This is a genomic window from Kribbella koreensis (genome assembly GCF_039525325.1).
Taxonomy (GTDB): Bacteria; Actinomycetota; Actinomycetes; order Propionibacteriales; family Kribbellaceae; genus Kribbella; species Kribbella koreensis.
On record NZ_BAAAHK010000012.1, the window covers coordinates 95,491 to 111,507 of the forward strand.

The 16,017-nt window shown below is 68.1% G+C and carries 14 protein-coding genes; 10 read left to right on the forward strand and 4 right to left on the reverse strand.

Annotation, left to right across the window (positions count from 1 at the left end):
* Nucleotides 1-7 precede the first annotated feature (7 nt).
* Nucleotides 8-1,312 carry a vanadium-dependent haloperoxidase gene (locus ABD116_RS23735; protein ID WP_343974201.1) on the reverse strand — a complete coding sequence of 435 codons (1,305 nt, stop codon included), beginning with the start codon at nt 1,310-1,312 and terminating at the stop codon, nt 8-10.
* A gap of 207 nt (nt 1,313-1,519) precedes the next feature.
* Here ABD116_RS23735 and ABD116_RS23740 point away from each other — a divergent pair, with 207 nt between their 5' ends.
* Genes ABD116_RS23740 through ABD116_RS23755 form a run of 4 tightly spaced genes read left to right on the forward strand, consistent with a single transcriptional unit; the run spans nt 1,520 to nt 4,127 of the window.
* Entirely contained in the window at nt 1,520-2,020 is a 501-nt protein-coding gene (locus tag ABD116_RS23740; RefSeq protein WP_343974204.1) for an RNA polymerase sigma factor, read from the forward strand.
* Between the two features lie 2 nt (nt 2,021-2,022).
* Nucleotides 2,023-2,736, forward strand: a complete 714-nt coding sequence (locus ABD116_RS23745; protein ID WP_343974419.1) for a Rieske (2Fe-2S) protein — start codon at nt 2,023-2,025, stop codon at nt 2,734-2,736.
* Nucleotides 2,737-2,757: 21 nt separating this feature from the next.
* Nucleotides 2,758-3,183, forward strand: coding sequence for a cupredoxin domain-containing protein (locus ABD116_RS23750; protein WP_343974207.1), 426 nt, complete (start codon nt 2,758-2,760; stop codon nt 3,181-3,183).
* Nucleotides 3,180-4,127, forward strand: a complete 948-nt coding sequence (locus tag ABD116_RS23755) for a metallophosphoesterase family protein (protein WP_343974209.1) — start codon at nt 3,180-3,182, stop codon at nt 4,125-4,127. Before ABD116_RS23750 ends, ABD116_RS23755 begins: the two co-directional genes overlap by 4 nt.
* A gap of 254 nt (nt 4,128-4,381) precedes the next feature.
* Here the strand turns inward: ABD116_RS23755 and ABD116_RS23760 are convergent, their stop codons facing one another.
* Nucleotides 4,382-5,869: an MFS transporter gene (locus ABD116_RS23760; protein WP_343974212.1), complete on the reverse strand. Its 1,488-nt coding sequence runs from the start codon at nt 5,867-5,869 to the stop codon at nt 4,382-4,384.
* A 79-nt stretch (nt 5,870-5,948) separates the two neighbouring features.
* Here ABD116_RS23760 and ABD116_RS23765 point away from each other — a divergent pair, with 79 nt between their 5' ends.
* Nucleotides 5,949-6,467, forward strand: a complete 519-nt coding sequence (locus ABD116_RS23765; RefSeq protein WP_343974215.1) for a winged helix-turn-helix transcriptional regulator — start codon at nt 5,949-5,951, stop codon at nt 6,465-6,467.
* 126 nt (nt 6,468-6,593) lie between these two features.
* On the opposite strand, the gene ABD116_RS23770 is transcribed toward ABD116_RS23765, so the two are convergent.
* Both ABD116_RS23770 and ABD116_RS23775 read right to left on the reverse strand, forming a co-directional pair.
* Complete coding sequence (locus ABD116_RS23770) at nt 6,594-7,373, reverse strand: FadR/GntR family transcriptional regulator (protein ID WP_343974218.1); 780 nt, start codon at nt 7,371-7,373, stop codon at nt 6,594-6,596.
* Nucleotides 7,370-8,689: an L-fuconate dehydratase gene (locus tag ABD116_RS23775; protein WP_343974220.1), complete on the reverse strand. Its 1,320-nt coding sequence runs from the start codon at nt 8,687-8,689 to the stop codon at nt 7,370-7,372. The genes ABD116_RS23770 and ABD116_RS23775 overlap by 4 nt, the downstream gene beginning before the upstream one ends.
* A 143-nt stretch (nt 8,690-8,832) precedes the next feature.
* Between ABD116_RS23775 and ABD116_RS23780 the strand changes: the two genes are divergently transcribed.
* The 5 genes from ABD116_RS23780 to ABD116_RS23800 all read left to right on the forward strand — a co-directional run bounded on the left by ABD116_RS23780 (nt 8,833) and on the right by ABD116_RS23800 (nt 16,010).
* The gene (locus tag ABD116_RS23780) at nt 8,833-11,208 is read left to right on the forward strand and encodes a glycoside hydrolase family 95 protein (protein ID WP_343974223.1); all 2,376 of its coding nucleotides are present in this window, start codon (nt 8,833-8,835) and stop codon (nt 11,206-11,208) included.
* 26 nt (nt 11,209-11,234) lie between these two features.
* Nucleotides 11,235-12,227, forward strand: a complete 993-nt coding sequence (locus ABD116_RS23785; protein ID WP_343974226.1) for an ABC transporter permease — start codon at nt 11,235-11,237, stop codon at nt 12,225-12,227.
* Nucleotides 12,224-13,120 carry a carbohydrate ABC transporter permease gene (locus ABD116_RS23790; protein ID WP_343974229.1) on the forward strand — a complete coding sequence of 299 codons (897 nt, stop codon included), beginning with the start codon at nt 12,224-12,226 and terminating at the stop codon, nt 13,118-13,120. Before ABD116_RS23785 ends, ABD116_RS23790 begins: the two co-directional genes overlap by 4 nt.
* A 33-nt stretch (nt 13,121-13,153) precedes the next feature.
* Nucleotides 13,154-14,839: a type 2 periplasmic-binding domain-containing protein gene (locus ABD116_RS23795; RefSeq protein ID WP_343974232.1), complete on the forward strand. Its 1,686-nt coding sequence runs from the start codon at nt 13,154-13,156 to the stop codon at nt 14,837-14,839.
* 106 nt (nt 14,840-14,945) lie between these two features.
* Nucleotides 14,946-16,010 carry a LacI family DNA-binding transcriptional regulator gene (locus ABD116_RS23800; RefSeq protein ID WP_343974234.1) on the forward strand — a complete coding sequence of 355 codons (1,065 nt, stop codon included), beginning with the start codon at nt 14,946-14,948 and terminating at the stop codon, nt 16,008-16,010.
* The last annotated feature ends 7 nt before the right edge of the window (nt 16,011-16,017 follow it).

The following is a 16,017-nucleotide window of genomic DNA, read 5'->3' on the forward strand; positions in this document are numbered from 1 at the left end:
GGCGCCGTCACGCCAAGGTTCTGTGGGCCAGGTCGTGGCCGAGGGTTTGGCCGGTGTAGTGGTCCAGGCGGGTGTGGATGCCGGCGTAGAGGCGGCTGAGGCCGGCCTCGTCGGCTATTGCTTGTAGGGAGCGGAAGGTGCGTGTTGCGCCGGGGAGGAGTTCGGAGGTGACGGTGAGGTGGAGGCGGGGGTCGAAATGCTGGGACAGCAGGGTGGCGGCTGTTTGGGAGATGACGCTGTGGGCGCCGGGATAGGACGGGTCGGGCGGGGTTTTGGCCAGCGGGGTCCAGGTGGGGTCCGCGGCGATGGAATGGTTGCCGTCGGCATCGGCCAGGCGGATCGCGGTGATCGGCCGCCAGATCCGGAAGTGGTACTTGGCGTCGTAGAACGCGATCACGGCGTCGGCCAGCGCCAGGGTGAGCTGGGCGAAGACGGCGGCGGCGCGGGACAGGTCGTGGTGCTGGGTCCGCAAGGCGGTTTGGGTGATCTCGTTCCAGTAGTTCCAGATCGGGGCCGCCCAGAAGTTCGCCTGTACGGTCTGGTCGGCCGTGCGGGTGGTGCTGTTGTTCCGGCCCAGTCGCCGGACTTCGTTGATCGCGGCGGCGTACCGGCGGCCGGCGAGGTCGGGGTACGCCTCGGGGCGGAAACGGTCGGCGCGCTTGATGAGGAACGGCGTCACGCCGGACCAGTGCGTGAACACCGGCGCGGCGTTGGCGGGCGGCGTAGGCCGGTACTGGCCGGGCTCGGTACCTGGGGCCAGCGGCGGTGGTACGGCCGATGAGCCGTCGTGGTCGCGCAGGTCGAGCAGCAGCCGAGCCGTCAGGCGGCCGGCGGCGATACCCGATTCCCGAGCCTGCGCAGGGCCGGCACCGACCAGCGACGCCTCGAGTTGGCGGCTCAGACTTGCGGCCTCGGTCGGGTACAGGGCAATGAGAACGTCGTGCCCGGCTTGGGCGGCCGCGGCGATCGGCGACGCCCCCGAGGCCGCATGGACGGCGAAGAGGTACGGCGTGCCTTTCCCGGTCGTGGCGACCACCGCGTTGTGGATCGCGGCGTGCAGGATCGCGAAGCTTCGGGTCGGGTGGATCGTTGGCGGTTGCAGGCCTGGCGTGCGGACGATCCGGAGCAGGGCCTGATTCCAGGCGATCACCACGTCGGCGCCCGCCCGCACCTGCCGGGTCAGTTCGAGGGACGGGATGCGGGCAGCGGTATGAGCGGCGGCGAAGCCGGTGCTGGTCGCTGCGACGGCGACGGCCGCGGCGGTCGTGCCACCGGCGATCAGCAGGCCGCGGCGGGAGATTGGAGATGTCACGATGACTCCAGGGAGAGGATTCGATGGACGCCATGGGGATAGCCGGCCGGGTTACGAACAGGACCCGTGTAACCCCCGCACCTATTACTGGTGTGGTGTCGTGTCGGTCCTGACGGGCGAAGGTGACGGTGGCGGGTGGCGGGACAGAGATCGTGGGGGCGGCAGCCGCCCGAACGGAGACCGGACGCGCCGGTTCAGCTGCACGTGGTGAGCGACGACAGCTACTCCGACTGGGAGGCCGTCTACAACGACAACGTGGACCGGGTGTACCGGCTCATGTACATCAAGGTCGGCAACCGGCCGGACGCCGAGGATCTGACGGCGGAGGTGTTCGTGACCGCGCTGAAGCCGTTGCGGCTGACGGCGAGCATCGGTGAGGTCCGGGCGTACCTGCTCGCGACGGCACGGACGGTGCTCGCGGGGTACTGGCGACGGACGCTGGGGCGCCAGATCACCCGGCTCGAGGAGGACTGGGCGCTGACCGAGCCGGTGAACGATGCCGGGGACAGCGGCGCGGTCGCCCGGGCGGCGGCGATCCTGGCCGAGTTGCCGGATCGGTACCAGCGCATCCTGCGGTTGCGGTTCATCGACGCCTGTTCGTTGAAGGAGGCCGCGATCGAGCTGGGAGTGACCGTGGGCAACGCGAAGGTGCTGCAGCATCGGGCGCTTCGCCAGGCCGCGGCCGTCGCAGACAGAATGGAGGGGTGACGATGCGCGGAGTACGCCGATTCGTCGACGACCTGCTGAACCGCCGGCGGACCAGACCCGCTGCCGTCGACGAGGCCGACGAGTCACAGATCCGGACCGCCGTCACCCTGCGCGCCGCCGGCCCGGACAGCACCCCGACCGACGACTTCGTCAACTCGCTGCGCGAACGCCTCCGGACCGAACTGGACGACGACACGTCAGCTGCGCACGAGCCGGCCGACGGCACGCCGGTGCGCGAACTGCGCGGCAGCAGCCGTCGGCGGTTCGTCGCGTCGATCGCGGCGGCCTCCGCGGCATCGGTCGCCATCGGGGTGGCTGCCGGGGAGGCGCTGGGCGGTGGCGGCGAGGCAGTGACGGCGGAGCCGGGCGAGCAAACGATCACGCCCGACAACGGCGAGTGGCGGGGGATCGTCGCCGCGAAGGACCTGCCGGACGGCGCGGTACGGCCGTTCGACACCGGCAGCATCTCCGGATTCGTCCACCGCTCCGGCGACCAACTGAACGCCGTGTCCGGGGTATGCACCCACCTGGGTTGCAAGCTCGCTCTGGACGGACCCGCGCGACAGCTGAACTGTCCGTGCCACAACGCCGCGTTCGGCGTCGACGGTGCGGTGCTGCATCACCGGCTGCCGATCGCCCTGCCACCGTTGCCGAAACTGAACGTTCGCGAATCCGACGGAGTCGTCCAGGTCTTCGTGCCACCCCGCCAGGCGTAACCCCGGCCCCTATCAAGGGGCATGAGAATACGACGTTTCGTCATCGCGCTCGCGACGGTCGGTTGCCTCACGACCGTCGCCGCGTGCGGTACTGATAACCAGGCTCAGCCAGCCGCCAAGCCCGCTGCCTCCGGCTCCGAGATGCCAGGGATGTCGATGTCGCCGGCGCCGGCCGCCGGCCCCGCGGTCGCGGCCGATGCCGTGGACATCAAGGAGTTCGCGTTCGGCCCGCAGGACATCACCGTCAAGGTCGGTACCACCGTGACGTGGACCAACGACGACCAGGATCCGCACACGGTGACCAGTCAGAACGGCGACGGTCCGCTGAAGTCGAGCACCCTGCAGAAGGGCGACAAGTACGAGTACAAGTTCACCAAGGTAGGCACGTTCGGCTACCTGTGCACGATCCACCCGTTCATGACCGGCACGGTGGTGGTCACGGCATGAGCCCCGCCGACGATCACAGCCCGGAAGGCATGACCCGCCGGCAGTTGATGCGGCACACCGCCTGGTTCGGCGCGGCCGTCGTACTGACAGTCACCGGAGGCGAGGTGATCAGCCAGATCGCCCGCGCGGACGAGCAGCCGGCGGCGCTGGCGAAGGATCCGAACGCGTTGCGGTTCCTCCAGATCAGCGACAGCCACCTCGGCTTCGAAGGGACAGCGAACACGGCCGTCGAGCAGTCCTTCGCCGAAGCGATCCAGCAGATCAACGAGCTGCCGTACCGATCGGATTTCGTCATGCACACCGGCGATCTGACCCATCTGTCGACGCCGGCCCAGTTCGACCAGGTCAAGCAGATGATGAGTGGCCTGAACACCGGCCACGTGTTCACCGTGCCGGGCGAGCACGATTCGATCGACGATCACGGGCAGAAGTACCGCAAGGCGTTCGGCAAGGGGACGGTCGGCGACGGGTGGTACAGCTTCGACCTGCGGGGCGTGCACTTCATCTCGCTGGTGAACACGCTGAGCCTCGAAAGCCTCGGGCATCTCGGCGCGGATCAGATCGAGTTCGTCCGCCAGGATGTCGCGAAGCTGTCCTCCGACACCCCGATCGTCGTCTTCAGCCACATCCCGCTGTTCGCCCTGTATCCCAAGTGGGGCTGGGGAACAGACGATGCCACTCAAGCGCTCAGCCACCTCAAGAGGTTCTCCTCGGTGACCTGCCTCAACGGCCACATCCACCAGCTCTTCACCAAGACCGAGGGCAACATCACCTTCCACAGCGCGACCACCACGGCGTACCCGCTGCCGCGCCCCGGCGAGCGGCCGGCGCCGAGCCCGGTCACCTTGCCGGCCGGGAAGCTCAAGGCCGCGCTCGGCATCCGCGAGGTCCAGTACGTCGAAGGCACCGAACGCCTCGCGATCAAGGACGTGGAGCTCGCATGAGGACCTTCCGCCCCACCCTCACCGCCCTGCCGATCTCCGTCTGCCTGGCGATCGCCGGCTACATCCACGCCCAGCTGTACGTCCGCAGCTACCACGCGATTCCGTACATCGGCACGTCCTTCCGCTGGGACGCCACCGCCTCCTTCGCCATCGCCGCGCTCCTGCTCCTCCGGAACGCGCCTGTACTCCGAATCGCCGCCATAGCCCTTTGTCTCAGTGGCCTGGGCGGCTTCATCGGGTCCCGGACGATCGGCCTATTCGGCTTCACCGAACGCGGCTGGCAACCGGCTCCCCAAGCCCTGCTCAGCGTGCTGGCCTGGGTTGTCGCGCTGGTCGTGCTCCTGATCCCCTTCGCGCAGCAATTCGCGGGCCGCCATCCATGGGGTGTCGGCGCGGTGGAGGAGATAGACCGCGGCCGCACCGACCACTGAGAAGGCCATGCCGGTGAGGGTGGCGGTGTTCCAGCCTGCGACGAGGGTTGCGGGCGTGCCGGCCGGGTGGACGGCGATGATCGTGACGACGGTGACGCCGATGGCCGCACCGACGTACCGGCTGGTGTTGTTGATGCCGCTGCCCGTGCCGGCTCGGTCCGGGGGAACGCTTGCGACGGCCTCCCGCGCGAGGGTTGCGTTGACGACTCCGGTGCCGACACCAGCTACGACCAGGCCGCCGATGAGGTGCCAGGGTGCGGACGTCGGGGTGAGCAGGGTCATGGGGATGAGGCCGATGGTGATGACTACGAGCCCGCCGGCCATCTTCGCGCCGCCGGACAGGCGTGGAGGCAGATGGCGGGTGAGTAGGGCGGCGGCGACGCTGATCGCGGACCAGGACAGGAGCAGGACGGAGGCGAAGACGGGGGAGCGGGCCATTCCGCGTTCGAGGACCGTACAGAAGAAGGACAGCAGTGCGGTGATTCCGGCGCCGGAGATGAACGCGGCGAGCGTTGCTGCACTCAGGGCCGGGCGCCGGAACAGCGTCAGGTCGAGCATCGCGCCACTCGCCCGCCGCTGATGCGTGACGAAGCCGGTGAGGAAGACGACCGCGCCGGCCATCAAGCTCAACTCGAGCAGGCTGGTCCAGTCCTGGCGGCCTTCGGTCAGCGCGGCAAGGAGGCAGGCCAGGCCGACGCCGAGCAGGAGTGCGCCGATGACGTCGATCGTGCGGGCTCGGCCGGAGCGGGACTCTTCGAGCCGGAAGCGGCCGACCAGGGCGAGGCCGAGGGCGAGCACTGTGAACAGTAGATAGCTGTACCGCCAGTCGGCGGCAGTATCGATGAGGGAACCTGCCAGCGGGCCGAGAGCGATGCCGGCGCCGAGGCTGGCTCCCCAGATGCCGGTCGCGCGAGCGCGGGCCGGACCTGGCGGCGACGTGTGACTGATGATCGCCAGGCCGCACGCGATGACCGCTGCCGCGCCGATCCCTTCCAGGACTCGGCCGAGCACGAAGACCAGCGCGTTCGGCGCCAGGCCCGCAACCGCCGAGCCAATGCCTAGTACCAGCGCACCGGCGGTGAAGACGCGCCGCCGGCCGAAGTCGTCCCCGATCGCGCCTGCGGTCAGCAGGGTGATCGCGAGTCCGAGGCTCATCGAGCTGAGGATCCACGAGGTCGCGATCGTGCTCGCCTGCAGCCCGGCGGCGACCGAGGGAACGATCGACAGCGGCGCGGTGAAGACGCTGAGGGCGAGCAACGTGCCCCCGGCCGTGATCGCGAGACCCGGCCGGTGCGGGGCGGGCGTGTCCATGGATCCTCCAGAATGGTTCGGTCAGCGAACCGATCTGAGGTTAGCACGGTTGGTTCGGTGAATGAACTATCCTGGGGGAATGGCTCTTCCCCGCGAATACCTCGATCAGCCGTGCTCGATGGTCCGGGCGCTGGAGATCGTCGGCGAGCGCTGGTCGCTGCTGATCATCCGCGACGCGTTCTTCGGCATCCGGCGGTTCACCGACTTCTCGTCCCATCTGGGCATCCCGCGCGCAGTGCTGACCGAACGCCTGGAGTTCCTGGTCAGTGAGGACGTACTGGCTCGTACGCCGGGATCGGGGCGCAGATTCGAATACGAGCTGACCGCAAAGGGCCTGGATCTGTGGCCGGTAGTCCGATCCCTCACCGAATGGGGCGATGCCCACTACGCGCCCCAAGGCCCGCGCCGGGTCTTCACCCACGCCGACTGCGGCGGCCAGCCCGACGCAACCAGACGATGCTCCCGCTGCGGCGAAACGGTCCCGGTCGCGGCGATGCTGATGGAACCGGGCCCCGGCATGGTGACGTCGCCGAAGGCCGATCCCATCAGCGCGGCCCTAGCCGAACGACGGCCGCTGCTGCAGCCGGTGGAGCCTTAAGCCGATCGCGTCAGGCGCAGTACCCGGGCGGATGCTTCGGGGGACTCGACGTGGTCCGGCAGCGAGGCTTTGCGTACGCCGATCAGCCGCACCGGACCGTCGTCGAGAACGAAGGTCAGGGTCAGCTCAGGGCTGCTCCAGCGCAGGAGGTTCCTCCACGGGTCTCGTTTCGCCGTCGGTCCGGCGGCGGGTCTCGAGCAGGTCGTCCTCGACCGTGAACAGGTGGACCGCCATCCGGATCCGGGCGCGGTCGGGGTCGTGCGCGGTCAGCGCGGCGAGGATCGCGAGGTGTTCGGTGTGGGCGGTCTCGTCGGCGCCCGGTTGGGTGATCGATCGGCGGAGCCGGTCGCGCATCGTCCGTCCACCCAGCGCGTTGATCAGTGCCGCCAGCACCGGATTTCCGGCCGCGTCCGCGATGATCCGGTGAAAGGCGATGTCGTTCTCGATCACCGTCTCGTGATCGGGCTCGTCGAGCCGCAGTTCCGCCTCGTTGTGGCGCAGCAATTCGGCAGCGGCGTCGAGGTCGGCCGGCGCGATCTGCTGGGCCGCGATGGCGGCCGCCTCGGTCTCGAGCATCCGCCGGACCGCGTGCAGATGGTGCGTTCCGCTGCCGTCCTGCAGGTCGACGACGAACCCGATCGGTGCGAGCAGCATCGACGGCTCCAGCTTGGTGACGTAGGTGCCGTCTCCTTGCCGGGTCTCGAGAACTCCCATCATCGACAGCGCCCGGACTCCCTCACGCAGCGGGTTCCTGGAGACGCCGAGCGCCGTCGCGAGGTCCTTCTCGACCGGGAGCCGGTCACCGGACCGGAGCCGGCCGTCGATGATCATCTGCCGGATGCTCTCGATGACGACATCGGTCTGGGAGGTACCGGGCGCTTTGTCGACCACCTTGCCCGGCGTCATTGCTGTGGGTCCCGTGCCGGGGCGGACGACCAGTAGGCGCCGTCCGGAAACCGGTAGGTCTGAACTGACTCCCTGTGCATCTCGGCACTGTAGCCGGGAGCGGTCGGCGGCACGTACGCTCCGCTCTGGACCACACAGGGGTCGACGAAGTGTTCGTGCAGGTGGTCGACGTACTCGGTGACGCGGCCCTCGAGGCTTCCGGACACTGCGACGTAGTCGAAGATCGCGAGGTGCTGGACGAGCTCGCACAGACCGACACCACCTGCGTGCGGGCAGACCGGTACGTCGAAGCAGGCCGCGAGCAGGTAGACCGCGAGTACTTCGTTGACGCTGCCGAGGCGAGCCGCGTCGAGCTGGCAGAAGTCGATCGCGCCGGCCTGGAACATCTGCTTGAACAGCACCCGGTTCATGCCGTGCTCGCCGCTGGCGATGCCGATGGGTGCGACCGCCTTGCGGATCGCGGCATGGCCGAGGATGTCGTCGGGGCTGGTGGGCTCCTCGACCCACAGCGGATCGAACTCGGCCAATGCCTTGATCCACTCGATCGCCTGCGGGACCTCCCAGACCTGGTTGGCGTCGATCATCAGGTGACCGTCCGGGCCGAGCACCTCGCGGGCGATGCCGCAGCGCCGGATGTCGTCGTCCAGGTCGGCGCCGACCTTGAGCTTGACGTGTTTGTAGCCTGAGGCAACGGCTTCCTCGCAGAGCCTGCGCAGCTTGGCATCGGAGTACCCCAGCCATCCGGCCGAGGTCGTGTAGCACGGGTAGCCGGAGGCCTCGAGCTCCTCGATTCGTTGCCTGCGGCCCGGTTCTTGCCGCTCCAGCAGGGCAACGGCTTGCTCGGGGGTCAGTACGTCCGCGAGGTACCGCAGATCCGCGGCGTCGACGAGCTGCTCGGCGGACATGCCGCTCAGTAGCCGCCACAGCGGTACGCCGGCCCGCCGGGCGGCCAGATCCCAGACCGCGTTCATGACTGCCGCGAGCGCCAGGTGGATGACGCCTTTGTCCGGGCCGAGCCAGCGCAACTGGCTGTCCGACTGGAGTTCCCGGTAGATCTCGCCGGGGCGATCGCACAGCCCGTCGACATCCCGGCCGACCAGTGGCTCGGCGCGCTGAGCGGCGGCCGCGACGCACAGGTCGTTGCCGCGCCCGATGGTGAAGGTGAAGCCGTGCCCGGCGAGGTCCGGGTCGTCGGTGTGCAGGACGACGTACGCCGCCGAGTAGTCGCCGTCCTTGTTCATCGCGTCCGAACCGTCGCGGGTCAGCGAGGTCGGGAAGCGGACGTCGACGACCTCCACCGAGGTGATGCGTGGCATGGCGGCCCCTCAGGTCCGATCCCTATAGATGGGATCTTTCTTCCGATTCAACGGCTTTCAGTATGGACCATGCGGTGCAGCAGCGCTACGATCCCGGAAATTCATAGGATTAATACCTCGTCATCTCGACGGAGGACAGTGGTATGAGCAACCTGGTGAGCTCGGACCGCGCCGCGACGCAGCGGCTGTTCTACGACCGCCCGGCCGGCAGCTGGCTGGAGGCGTTGCCGCTCGGCAACGGCCGCATCGGCGCGATGTGCTTCGGCGGTGTCGGCACGGATCGGATCGGACTGAACGACGAGACGCTGTGGTCGGGCAGTCCGGAGACCGCGCGGCTGCTGTCCACTCCGCTGGGTGCGACCGGCGCCGAGGCGGTCGTGGCTGTGCGCGACGCGCTCGAGGCCGGCGATGTTCGCCGAGCGCATGAGTTGGCCCGGGGGTTCCATTCCGGCTACAGCCAGGCGTACCTACCGTTGGGCGACCTCCTGCTGGAGGCACGGGTCGGTGGCGCCACTCCGGCCGCGGGCGACGTTGCGCAGTACCGGCGGGAACTCGATCTCGATGCGGCGACGGCAACGGCGGAGTACGAGCTCGGCGGGGTCGTGGTGCGGCAAGAAGTCTTCGTCAGTGCGCCGGACGGTGTGCTGGTCGTGCGAATGACCGCGTCCGATCCGGTGCTGGCGCTGACATGCCGGCTGACCTCGCAGTTGCCGTCGCAAGCTCAGGCCGCTGCCGATGGGCTCGGGTTGTTGCTGCAGGCCCCTGCTGATGTCGCTCCTCCGCATCGCGACGTCCCGGAGCCGGTCCGGTACTCCGAAGGCTCTGATCGCGGCATGGCAGCAGCCATTGCGCTGCGGGCCGCGAGCGACGGCGAGATCCGGGCCGATGAAACCGAGCTCAGCGTCGAGGGCGCGAGCGAAGTCACGCTGATCCTCTCCACGGCCACCGGGTACGCCGGGCCGTCGACCGCGCCGACCCGGTCGGCGGCGGAGTGCTGGGCGGGCGCGGACGCGACGGCACTCGCCGCGCGAGCCCGTCCGTACGCCGAACTCCTGGCCGATCATCGCGAGGATCACCAACGGCTGTTCCGTCGGTCGGCGCTCGAGCTGGCCGGTCCGGCCGGGCAGGCCGACCTGCCGACAGACCTGCGGATCGCGCGCGAGACCGACGCGGAGGATCCCGCGCTGGCAGCGCTGCTGTTCAACTACGGCCGCTACCTGATGATCGCGGGCTCGCGGCCGGGCGGCCTGCCGACCAATCTGCAGGGGATCTGGAACGACATCCTCCGGCCGCCGTGGAGCAGCAACTACACGGTCAACATCAACACCGAGATGAACTACTGGCCGGCGGAGACGACCAGTCTGTCCGAGTGCCACGAACCGCTGCTGCGCTACATCGGTCAGCTCGCCCAGGCCGGGAGTACGACGGCCAGGGAGCGGTACGGCTGTGGTGGCTGGACCGCGCATCACAACGCCGACGCCTGGTGCTGGTCGTTCCCGGTCGAAGGAGATCCGCGCTGGTCGAACTGGCCGATGGCAGGCGCCTGGCTGGCCCGTCATCTGTGGGACCACTACGAGTTCACCGGCGATCTGGAGTTCCTCCGCGAGTCGTGGCCCGTGCTGCTCGGCGCCGCGGAGTTCTGCCTCGACTGGCTGGTGGAGATGCCGGACGGCACCCTTGGTACGGCGCCGTCGACGTCACCGGAGAACGACTACCTCGCCGACGACGGACAGCCCGCATCGGTGACCCGGTCGGCGACGATGGACCTGGCCCTCATCGCGGATCTCTTCCAGCGGGTAGCGCAAGCCGCCGGACTGCTCGAGATCGTCGACGCCCTTGTCGATGAGCTGTCCGCTGCCCGCAAACGGCTGCCCGAGCCATCGATCGGTGCTCGCGGACAACTGCAGGAGTGGGCGGCCGACCTCCCCGAAGAGGACCCCCATCACCGGCACATGTCGCACCTCGTCGGCGTCCATCCCGGCAATGCGATCACGCCGGACAGTACGCCGGTCCTGGCAGCCGCGGCAGCGCGCACGCTGGACCTGCGGGGCGACGAGGCCACTGGCTGGTCGCTGGCCTGGAAGATCAACCTGCGGGCCCGGCTCCGCGACGCGGTCGCCGCGCACCGCCTGGTCCGGGCATTCCTCAGGCCTGCGGACGACACCGCGACAGGGCGGCCTGGCAGCGGCGCGGGTGTCTACCCGAACCTCTTCTGCGCACACCCCCCGTTCCAGATCGACGGCAACTTCGGCGCGACCGCAGGGATCGCGGAGATGCTGCTGCAGAGCCATACCGGCGAGATCGAGGTACTGCCCGCACTGCCGGTCGACTGGCCTTCCGGTCGGGTGACCGGTCTGCGTGCGCGAGGCGGCGTCTCGGTCGACCTCGCCTGGTCCACGGACGGAGTGGACGTGACCCTGACCGCGGATCGGAACCAGGAGCGCGTCATCCGCTCTGGCGACGAACGGATCACCGTCCGGCTGAGCGCCGGCACAGCCCACCGTCTCAGCTTGAGCTGACGACGCCCAGGCAGGAGGAGGCCCCGATGGCAGCAATCCCCACCACCATCCCGCCACCCATCGGCGAAGCACCGCCGCGGCCGCGGCGACGCCGGCGCGAACGCACCACGGTCGCCGGCCTGCGCCGCAGTCTGCGGCGGCACTGGACGCTGTACCTGCTGATGGTTGTCCCGCTGGTCTGGTTCGCGGTCTTCAAGTACATCCCGATGTCGAACGCCGTGCTCGCCTTCAAGAACTACAACGTGATCCAGGGCATCTGGGGAAGCACCTGGATCGGCTGGCAGAACTTCGAGGTGTTCTTCCAGAACCCGGTGTTCTCGACCCTGGTGAAGAACACCTTCCTGCTGTCGGTCTACACGGTCGCGGCCGGCTTCCCGCTGGCGATCGTCCTGGCACTGGCGCTGAACGAGGTCCGTACCGGCTTCTTCCAGCGAACCGTGCAGATGGTCACCTACGCGCCGTACTTCATCTCGACCGTGGTGGTCGTCTCGATGACCATCCTGGTGCTGTCGCCGCGGTTGGGCATCGTCAACGAGGGACTGGGATTCTTCGGGGTTCCCGCCGTCGACTTCCTGGGCAATCCCGACTACTTCCGGCACATCTACGTGTGGTCGGACGTCTGGCAGACCACCGGATACTCGGCGGTGATCTATCTGGCGGCGCTGGCGGGGATCGACCCGGCGTTGCACGAGGCGGCGAAGGTGGACGGCGCCGGGCGGCTGCGCCGGATCATCCACGTCGACCTGCCCGGGATCATGCCGACCGCGGTGATCATCCTCGTGCTCGCCGTCGGCAACATCATGGCGATCGGCTTCGAGAAGGCCTTCCTGCTGCAGAACCCGCTGAACCTGAGCCAGTCCGAGATCATCGCCACCTACGTCTACAAGACCGGTCTGCTGAACGCCGACTTCAGCATGGCGACCGCGATCGGCCTGTTCAACTCGGTGATCAACCTGGTCCTGCTGCTGATCGTCAACGCGATCGCCAAGCGAGTCACCGGCAACGGACTGTGGTCATGAGCACGGCCCAGCGGATCCGGGAGTCGCGCTCGGACCGGATGTTCATGTTCTGCGTCTACCTGTTGCTGACCGTCTTCCTGCTGGTCGTGCTACTGCCGCTGCTGTACATCGTGGCCAGTTCCTTCAGCAGCCCGCAGGCGGTGTCGTCGGGCCGGGTGCTGCTCTGGCCGGTGGACTTCTCGCTGCGCGGGTACCACGCGGTGTTCGAGAATCCGCAGGTCGTCCAGGGGTACGCGAACTCGTTGTTCTACACGGTCGTCGGCACGATCGTCAGCGTCACGATGACGATCGCGATCGCCTATCCGCTGTCGCGCCGGACGCTGGTCGGCCGCAACCTGGTGATGACCCTGATCCTGTTCACGATGCTGTTCACCGGCGGCCTGATCCCGACGTACCTGGTGGTCCAGCAGGCCGGCCTGCTGGACACCCGGTGGGCGCTGATCATCCCGCAGGCGATCGGGGTCTGGCAGGTGATCATCGCCCGCACCTACTTCCGCACGGCGATCCCCGAGGAGCTGGTGGAGGCCTCGCAGCTCGACGGTTGTGGCGACCTGCGGTTCCTCTGGTCGGTGGTCATCCCGCTGGCCAAACCGATGATCGCGGTGGTCGCGCTGATGTACGCGATCATGCAATGGAACTCGTACTTCGACGCGCTGATCTACCTGAAGAACCCGGACCTGTTCCCGCTGCAGCTGGTACTGCGCAACATCCTGATCCTCAACACCACCGGCGGGGGAGCGGTCGACGCGTCCGTCGCGCTGCAGCGGCGGGAAATGGCCGACCTGCTGAAGTACTCGCTGATCGTGGTCGCGAGCGTTCCCGTGCTGCTGATCTATCCGTTCGTCGCGCGCTATTTCACCAAGGGAATCCTGATCGGCGCCGTGAAGGGCTGATCCTCGGCACCATCTCTACCCTGTGAGGGAACCATGTCTGGACAGTTCGGAAAGCGGAGGCGTGCCGCGGTTGCCGGTGCGAGTCTCCTGGCACTCGCCCTGGCCGCTTGCTCAGGAGGCGGATCGTCGACGACCGCGGGCAAGCCATTGCCGACCATCACCGGGAATCCCGCGGTCACTCTCGACGTGTTCGCGCCGCAGTCGGCCGACTGGAACCTGGCCACCAACGACTTCACCAAGCTGGTGAAGCAGAAGTTCAACCTCAGCATCAAGTGGCAGACCACGACGTTCGACGGCGGGCCCGCCAAGGAGAAGCGGCAGATCTCGCTGGCCAGTGGCGACTATCCGGACCTTTACCTGCTGATCCCGTGGGTCGACCAGTTCAGCCAGGCGGATCTGCTGAGGCTGTCGAACCAGGGCGTCGTCGTCGCGCTGAACCAGCTGATCGACCAGTACGCGCCGAACATCAAGAAGGCGCTGGACGCCTCGCCGGGCTACAAGGAGATGGCGACGGCGCCGGACGGGAAGATCTACGGGATGCCGCAGTGGGTGGACTGTTTCCACTGCTCGTACCAGGACAAGCTCTGGATGAACACGACCTGGCTGAAGAAACTCGGGCTGGAGCAGCCGAAGACGACCGAGGACATGCGCAAGGTCCTGCAGGCGTTCAAGACGCAGGACCCGAACGGCAACGGCAAGGCCGACGAGGTCCCGCTCAGCGCCGATGTCCGCGACAGCTTGATCCCGTACTTCATGAACGCCTTCATCTACGATCCGCAGGGCACCAGCGGCAACAACAACTCCACCCTGGTGCTGAACGACGGCAAGGTCGACATCCAGGCCAACAAGGACGGCTGGCGCGACGGTCTGAAGTACCTCAACTCGCTGGTCAAGGAAGGCCTGATCGACAAGGGCGCCTTCACCCAGAACCCGGACGCGCTGATCCGGCAGGGCGACTCGGGCAGCGTACCCGCGCTCGGCGCGGCTACCGTGCTGCACTCGGGAGAGTTCGTCACCATCGGGCAGGCGGACGGGCGGGACAAGCAGTACTACGCCGTCCCGCCGCTGACCGGGCCGAGCGGCGCGAACTTCACCGGCTACAACTTCCCGAGCGTGCCCGGAGCGACGTTCGTGCTGACCAGCAAGGCGACCCCGGAGGAGCAGATCCAGGCGATCAAGATGCTCGACTACATCTTCACCGACGCCGGCCAGATCAACGGGCAGTTCGGCATGGAGGGCAAGGGCTGGACCAAGCCCGGACCCGGGGACGTCGCCCTCGACCAGTCGCTGAAGCCGGTGTTCAAGCAGATCCCGCTGAAGCCGGGCTCGAAGCCGTTGAACTCGGGCTGGGGCGCGCTCGCCCAGTACAACAACACGGCCCAGTTCCGCAACTCCGAGGCGATCGCCCCCGACATCAACTCGCAGCCGGGCTATGAGCGCCGGTTGTTCGAGGCAACCAAGTTGTACGCCGGCAAGGAGGACAAGGCCCAGATCTACCCGTTCTGGAAGGTGTGGATCGACCCGTCCCTGGCGAGCGAGGTCGCGACACTGCAGACGAACCTCGAGAACTACGTCCAGCAGAACGCCCTGCAGTTCATCACCGGCTCGAAGAACATCGACACCGACTGGGACGCCTACGTCAAGGGCCTCGACGGCCTCGGGCTGAAGCGCTACCTGGAGATCCAGCAGACCGCCTACGACAAAGTGCCCGGCAAATAGCCGGCTGACTGGCGGTTAGCGTTAAAACCAGATCCAGCCTGACTGCATCTTGACGTGACCCGCGCGGCTCACTAGCGTGCGGGTCACGGATTTTGACGTTAATAAGATGCAGGTCAGGGAGGCCGGGATGGCGCCGGTGCCGCATGGGCATGTGACGTTGGTGCAGGTGGCTCGCTGGGCAGGGGTGTCGGCTCAGACGGTGTCGAACGCGGTCAACAATCCCGAGCGGGTGGCGCCGGCGACGCGGGAGCGGATCCTGGCGGCGGTCGAGGAGCTGGGCTACGAGCCGAACCTGTCGGCGCGGGCGCTGCGCAACCGCAGCTCGTCGCTGATCGCGTTCAAGACCCGGCCGGCCCGGACCGACAAGGCCTCGCTGCTGATGGACGAGTTCCTGTACGCGCTGAACGCCGCCGCGGCCGAGGCCGGCTACCACCTGATCCTGTGCCACGCCGAGGACGGCTCGGCGAACGAGATCAAGGCCTACCGGGACCTGCTGAAGAAGACGTCGGTCGACGCGTTCGTACTGGCCGAGACGCATCGCAACGACGACCGGGTCTCGGCGCTGCGGTCGTGGGGCGTGCCGTTCGCGTCGTTCGGCCGGTCCTGGGACGGTGACGAGGCCACGTCCTGGGTCGATGTCGACGGCCGCGCGGGCACCCGGGCGGCGACCGAGCATGTCGCGGCGCAAGGGCACCGCCGGATCGGTCATATCGGCTGGCCGGCCGAGTCCGAGATCGGCTCCGAACGTCGCGAAGGCTGGCTCGAGGGATGCCGGGGGCGCGAGCTGGAGACGGATCTCCAGGCGGCGGTCGCCGACACCCTGGAGGCGGGGCGGCAGGCCGCGCACCGGATGCTCGATTCGTCCCGCCCTGCCACGGCGCTCGTCTGTGCGTCCGACACGCTCGCCCTCGGCGTACTCCGTGCGCTGCACGAGCGGGGGCTGCGTCCAGGGGCCGACGTGGCGGTCACCGGGTTCGACGACTCACCGACCGCCGCGCTCGTGAGCCCCGGGCTCACCACCTTGCATCAGCCGATCGACGTCGTCGGCCGGCAGCTGATCCAGTCGATCGACAACCTGCTCGCCGGCGATCCCCGGGATCCGCAGCACGTGCTGCTGGAGCCCGAGCTGATCGTCCGCGGCTCCAGCCTTCCAGGACCACCGAGGCAGTGAGGGGATA

Excerpts from the sequence above, each read along its gene's own strand:
- ABD116_RS23800 (WP_343974234.1), top strand. The coding sequence starts at position 14,946 with ATGCAGGTCAGGGAGGCCGGGATGGCGCCGGTGCCGCATGGGCATGTG.
- ABD116_RS23765 (WP_343974215.1), top strand. The coding sequence starts at position 5,949 with ATGGCTCTTCCCCGCGAATACCTCGATCAGCCGTGCTCGATGGTCCGG.
- ABD116_RS23775 (WP_343974220.1), bottom strand. The coding sequence starts at position 8,689 with ATGCCACGCATCACCTCGGTGGAGGTCGTCGACGTCCGCTTCCCGACC.
- ABD116_RS23785 (WP_343974226.1), top strand. The coding sequence starts at position 11,235 with ATGGCAGCAATCCCCACCACCATCCCGCCACCCATCGGCGAAGCACCG.
- ABD116_RS23750 (WP_343974207.1), top strand. The coding sequence starts at position 2,758 with ATGAGAATACGACGTTTCGTCATCGCGCTCGCGACGGTCGGTTGCCTC.
- ABD116_RS23780 (WP_343974223.1), top strand. The coding sequence starts at position 8,833 with ATGAGCAACCTGGTGAGCTCGGACCGCGCCGCGACGCAGCGGCTGTTC.
- ABD116_RS23770 (WP_343974218.1), bottom strand. The coding sequence starts at position 7,373 with ATGACGCCGGGCAAGGTGGTCGACAAAGCGCCCGGTACCTCCCAGACC.
- ABD116_RS23755 (WP_343974209.1), top strand. The coding sequence starts at position 3,180 with ATGAGCCCCGCCGACGATCACAGCCCGGAAGGCATGACCCGCCGGCAG.
- ABD116_RS23795 (WP_343974232.1), top strand. The coding sequence starts at position 13,154 with ATGTCTGGACAGTTCGGAAAGCGGAGGCGTGCCGCGGTTGCCGGTGCG.
- ABD116_RS23760 (WP_343974212.1), bottom strand. The coding sequence starts at position 5,869 with ATGGACACGCCCGCCCCGCACCGGCCGGGTCTCGCGATCACGGCCGGG.
- ABD116_RS23745 (WP_343974419.1), top strand. The coding sequence starts at position 2,023 with ATGCGCGGAGTACGCCGATTCGTCGACGACCTGCTGAACCGCCGGCGG.
- ABD116_RS23790 (WP_343974229.1), top strand. The coding sequence starts at position 12,224 with ATGAGCACGGCCCAGCGGATCCGGGAGTCGCGCTCGGACCGGATGTTC.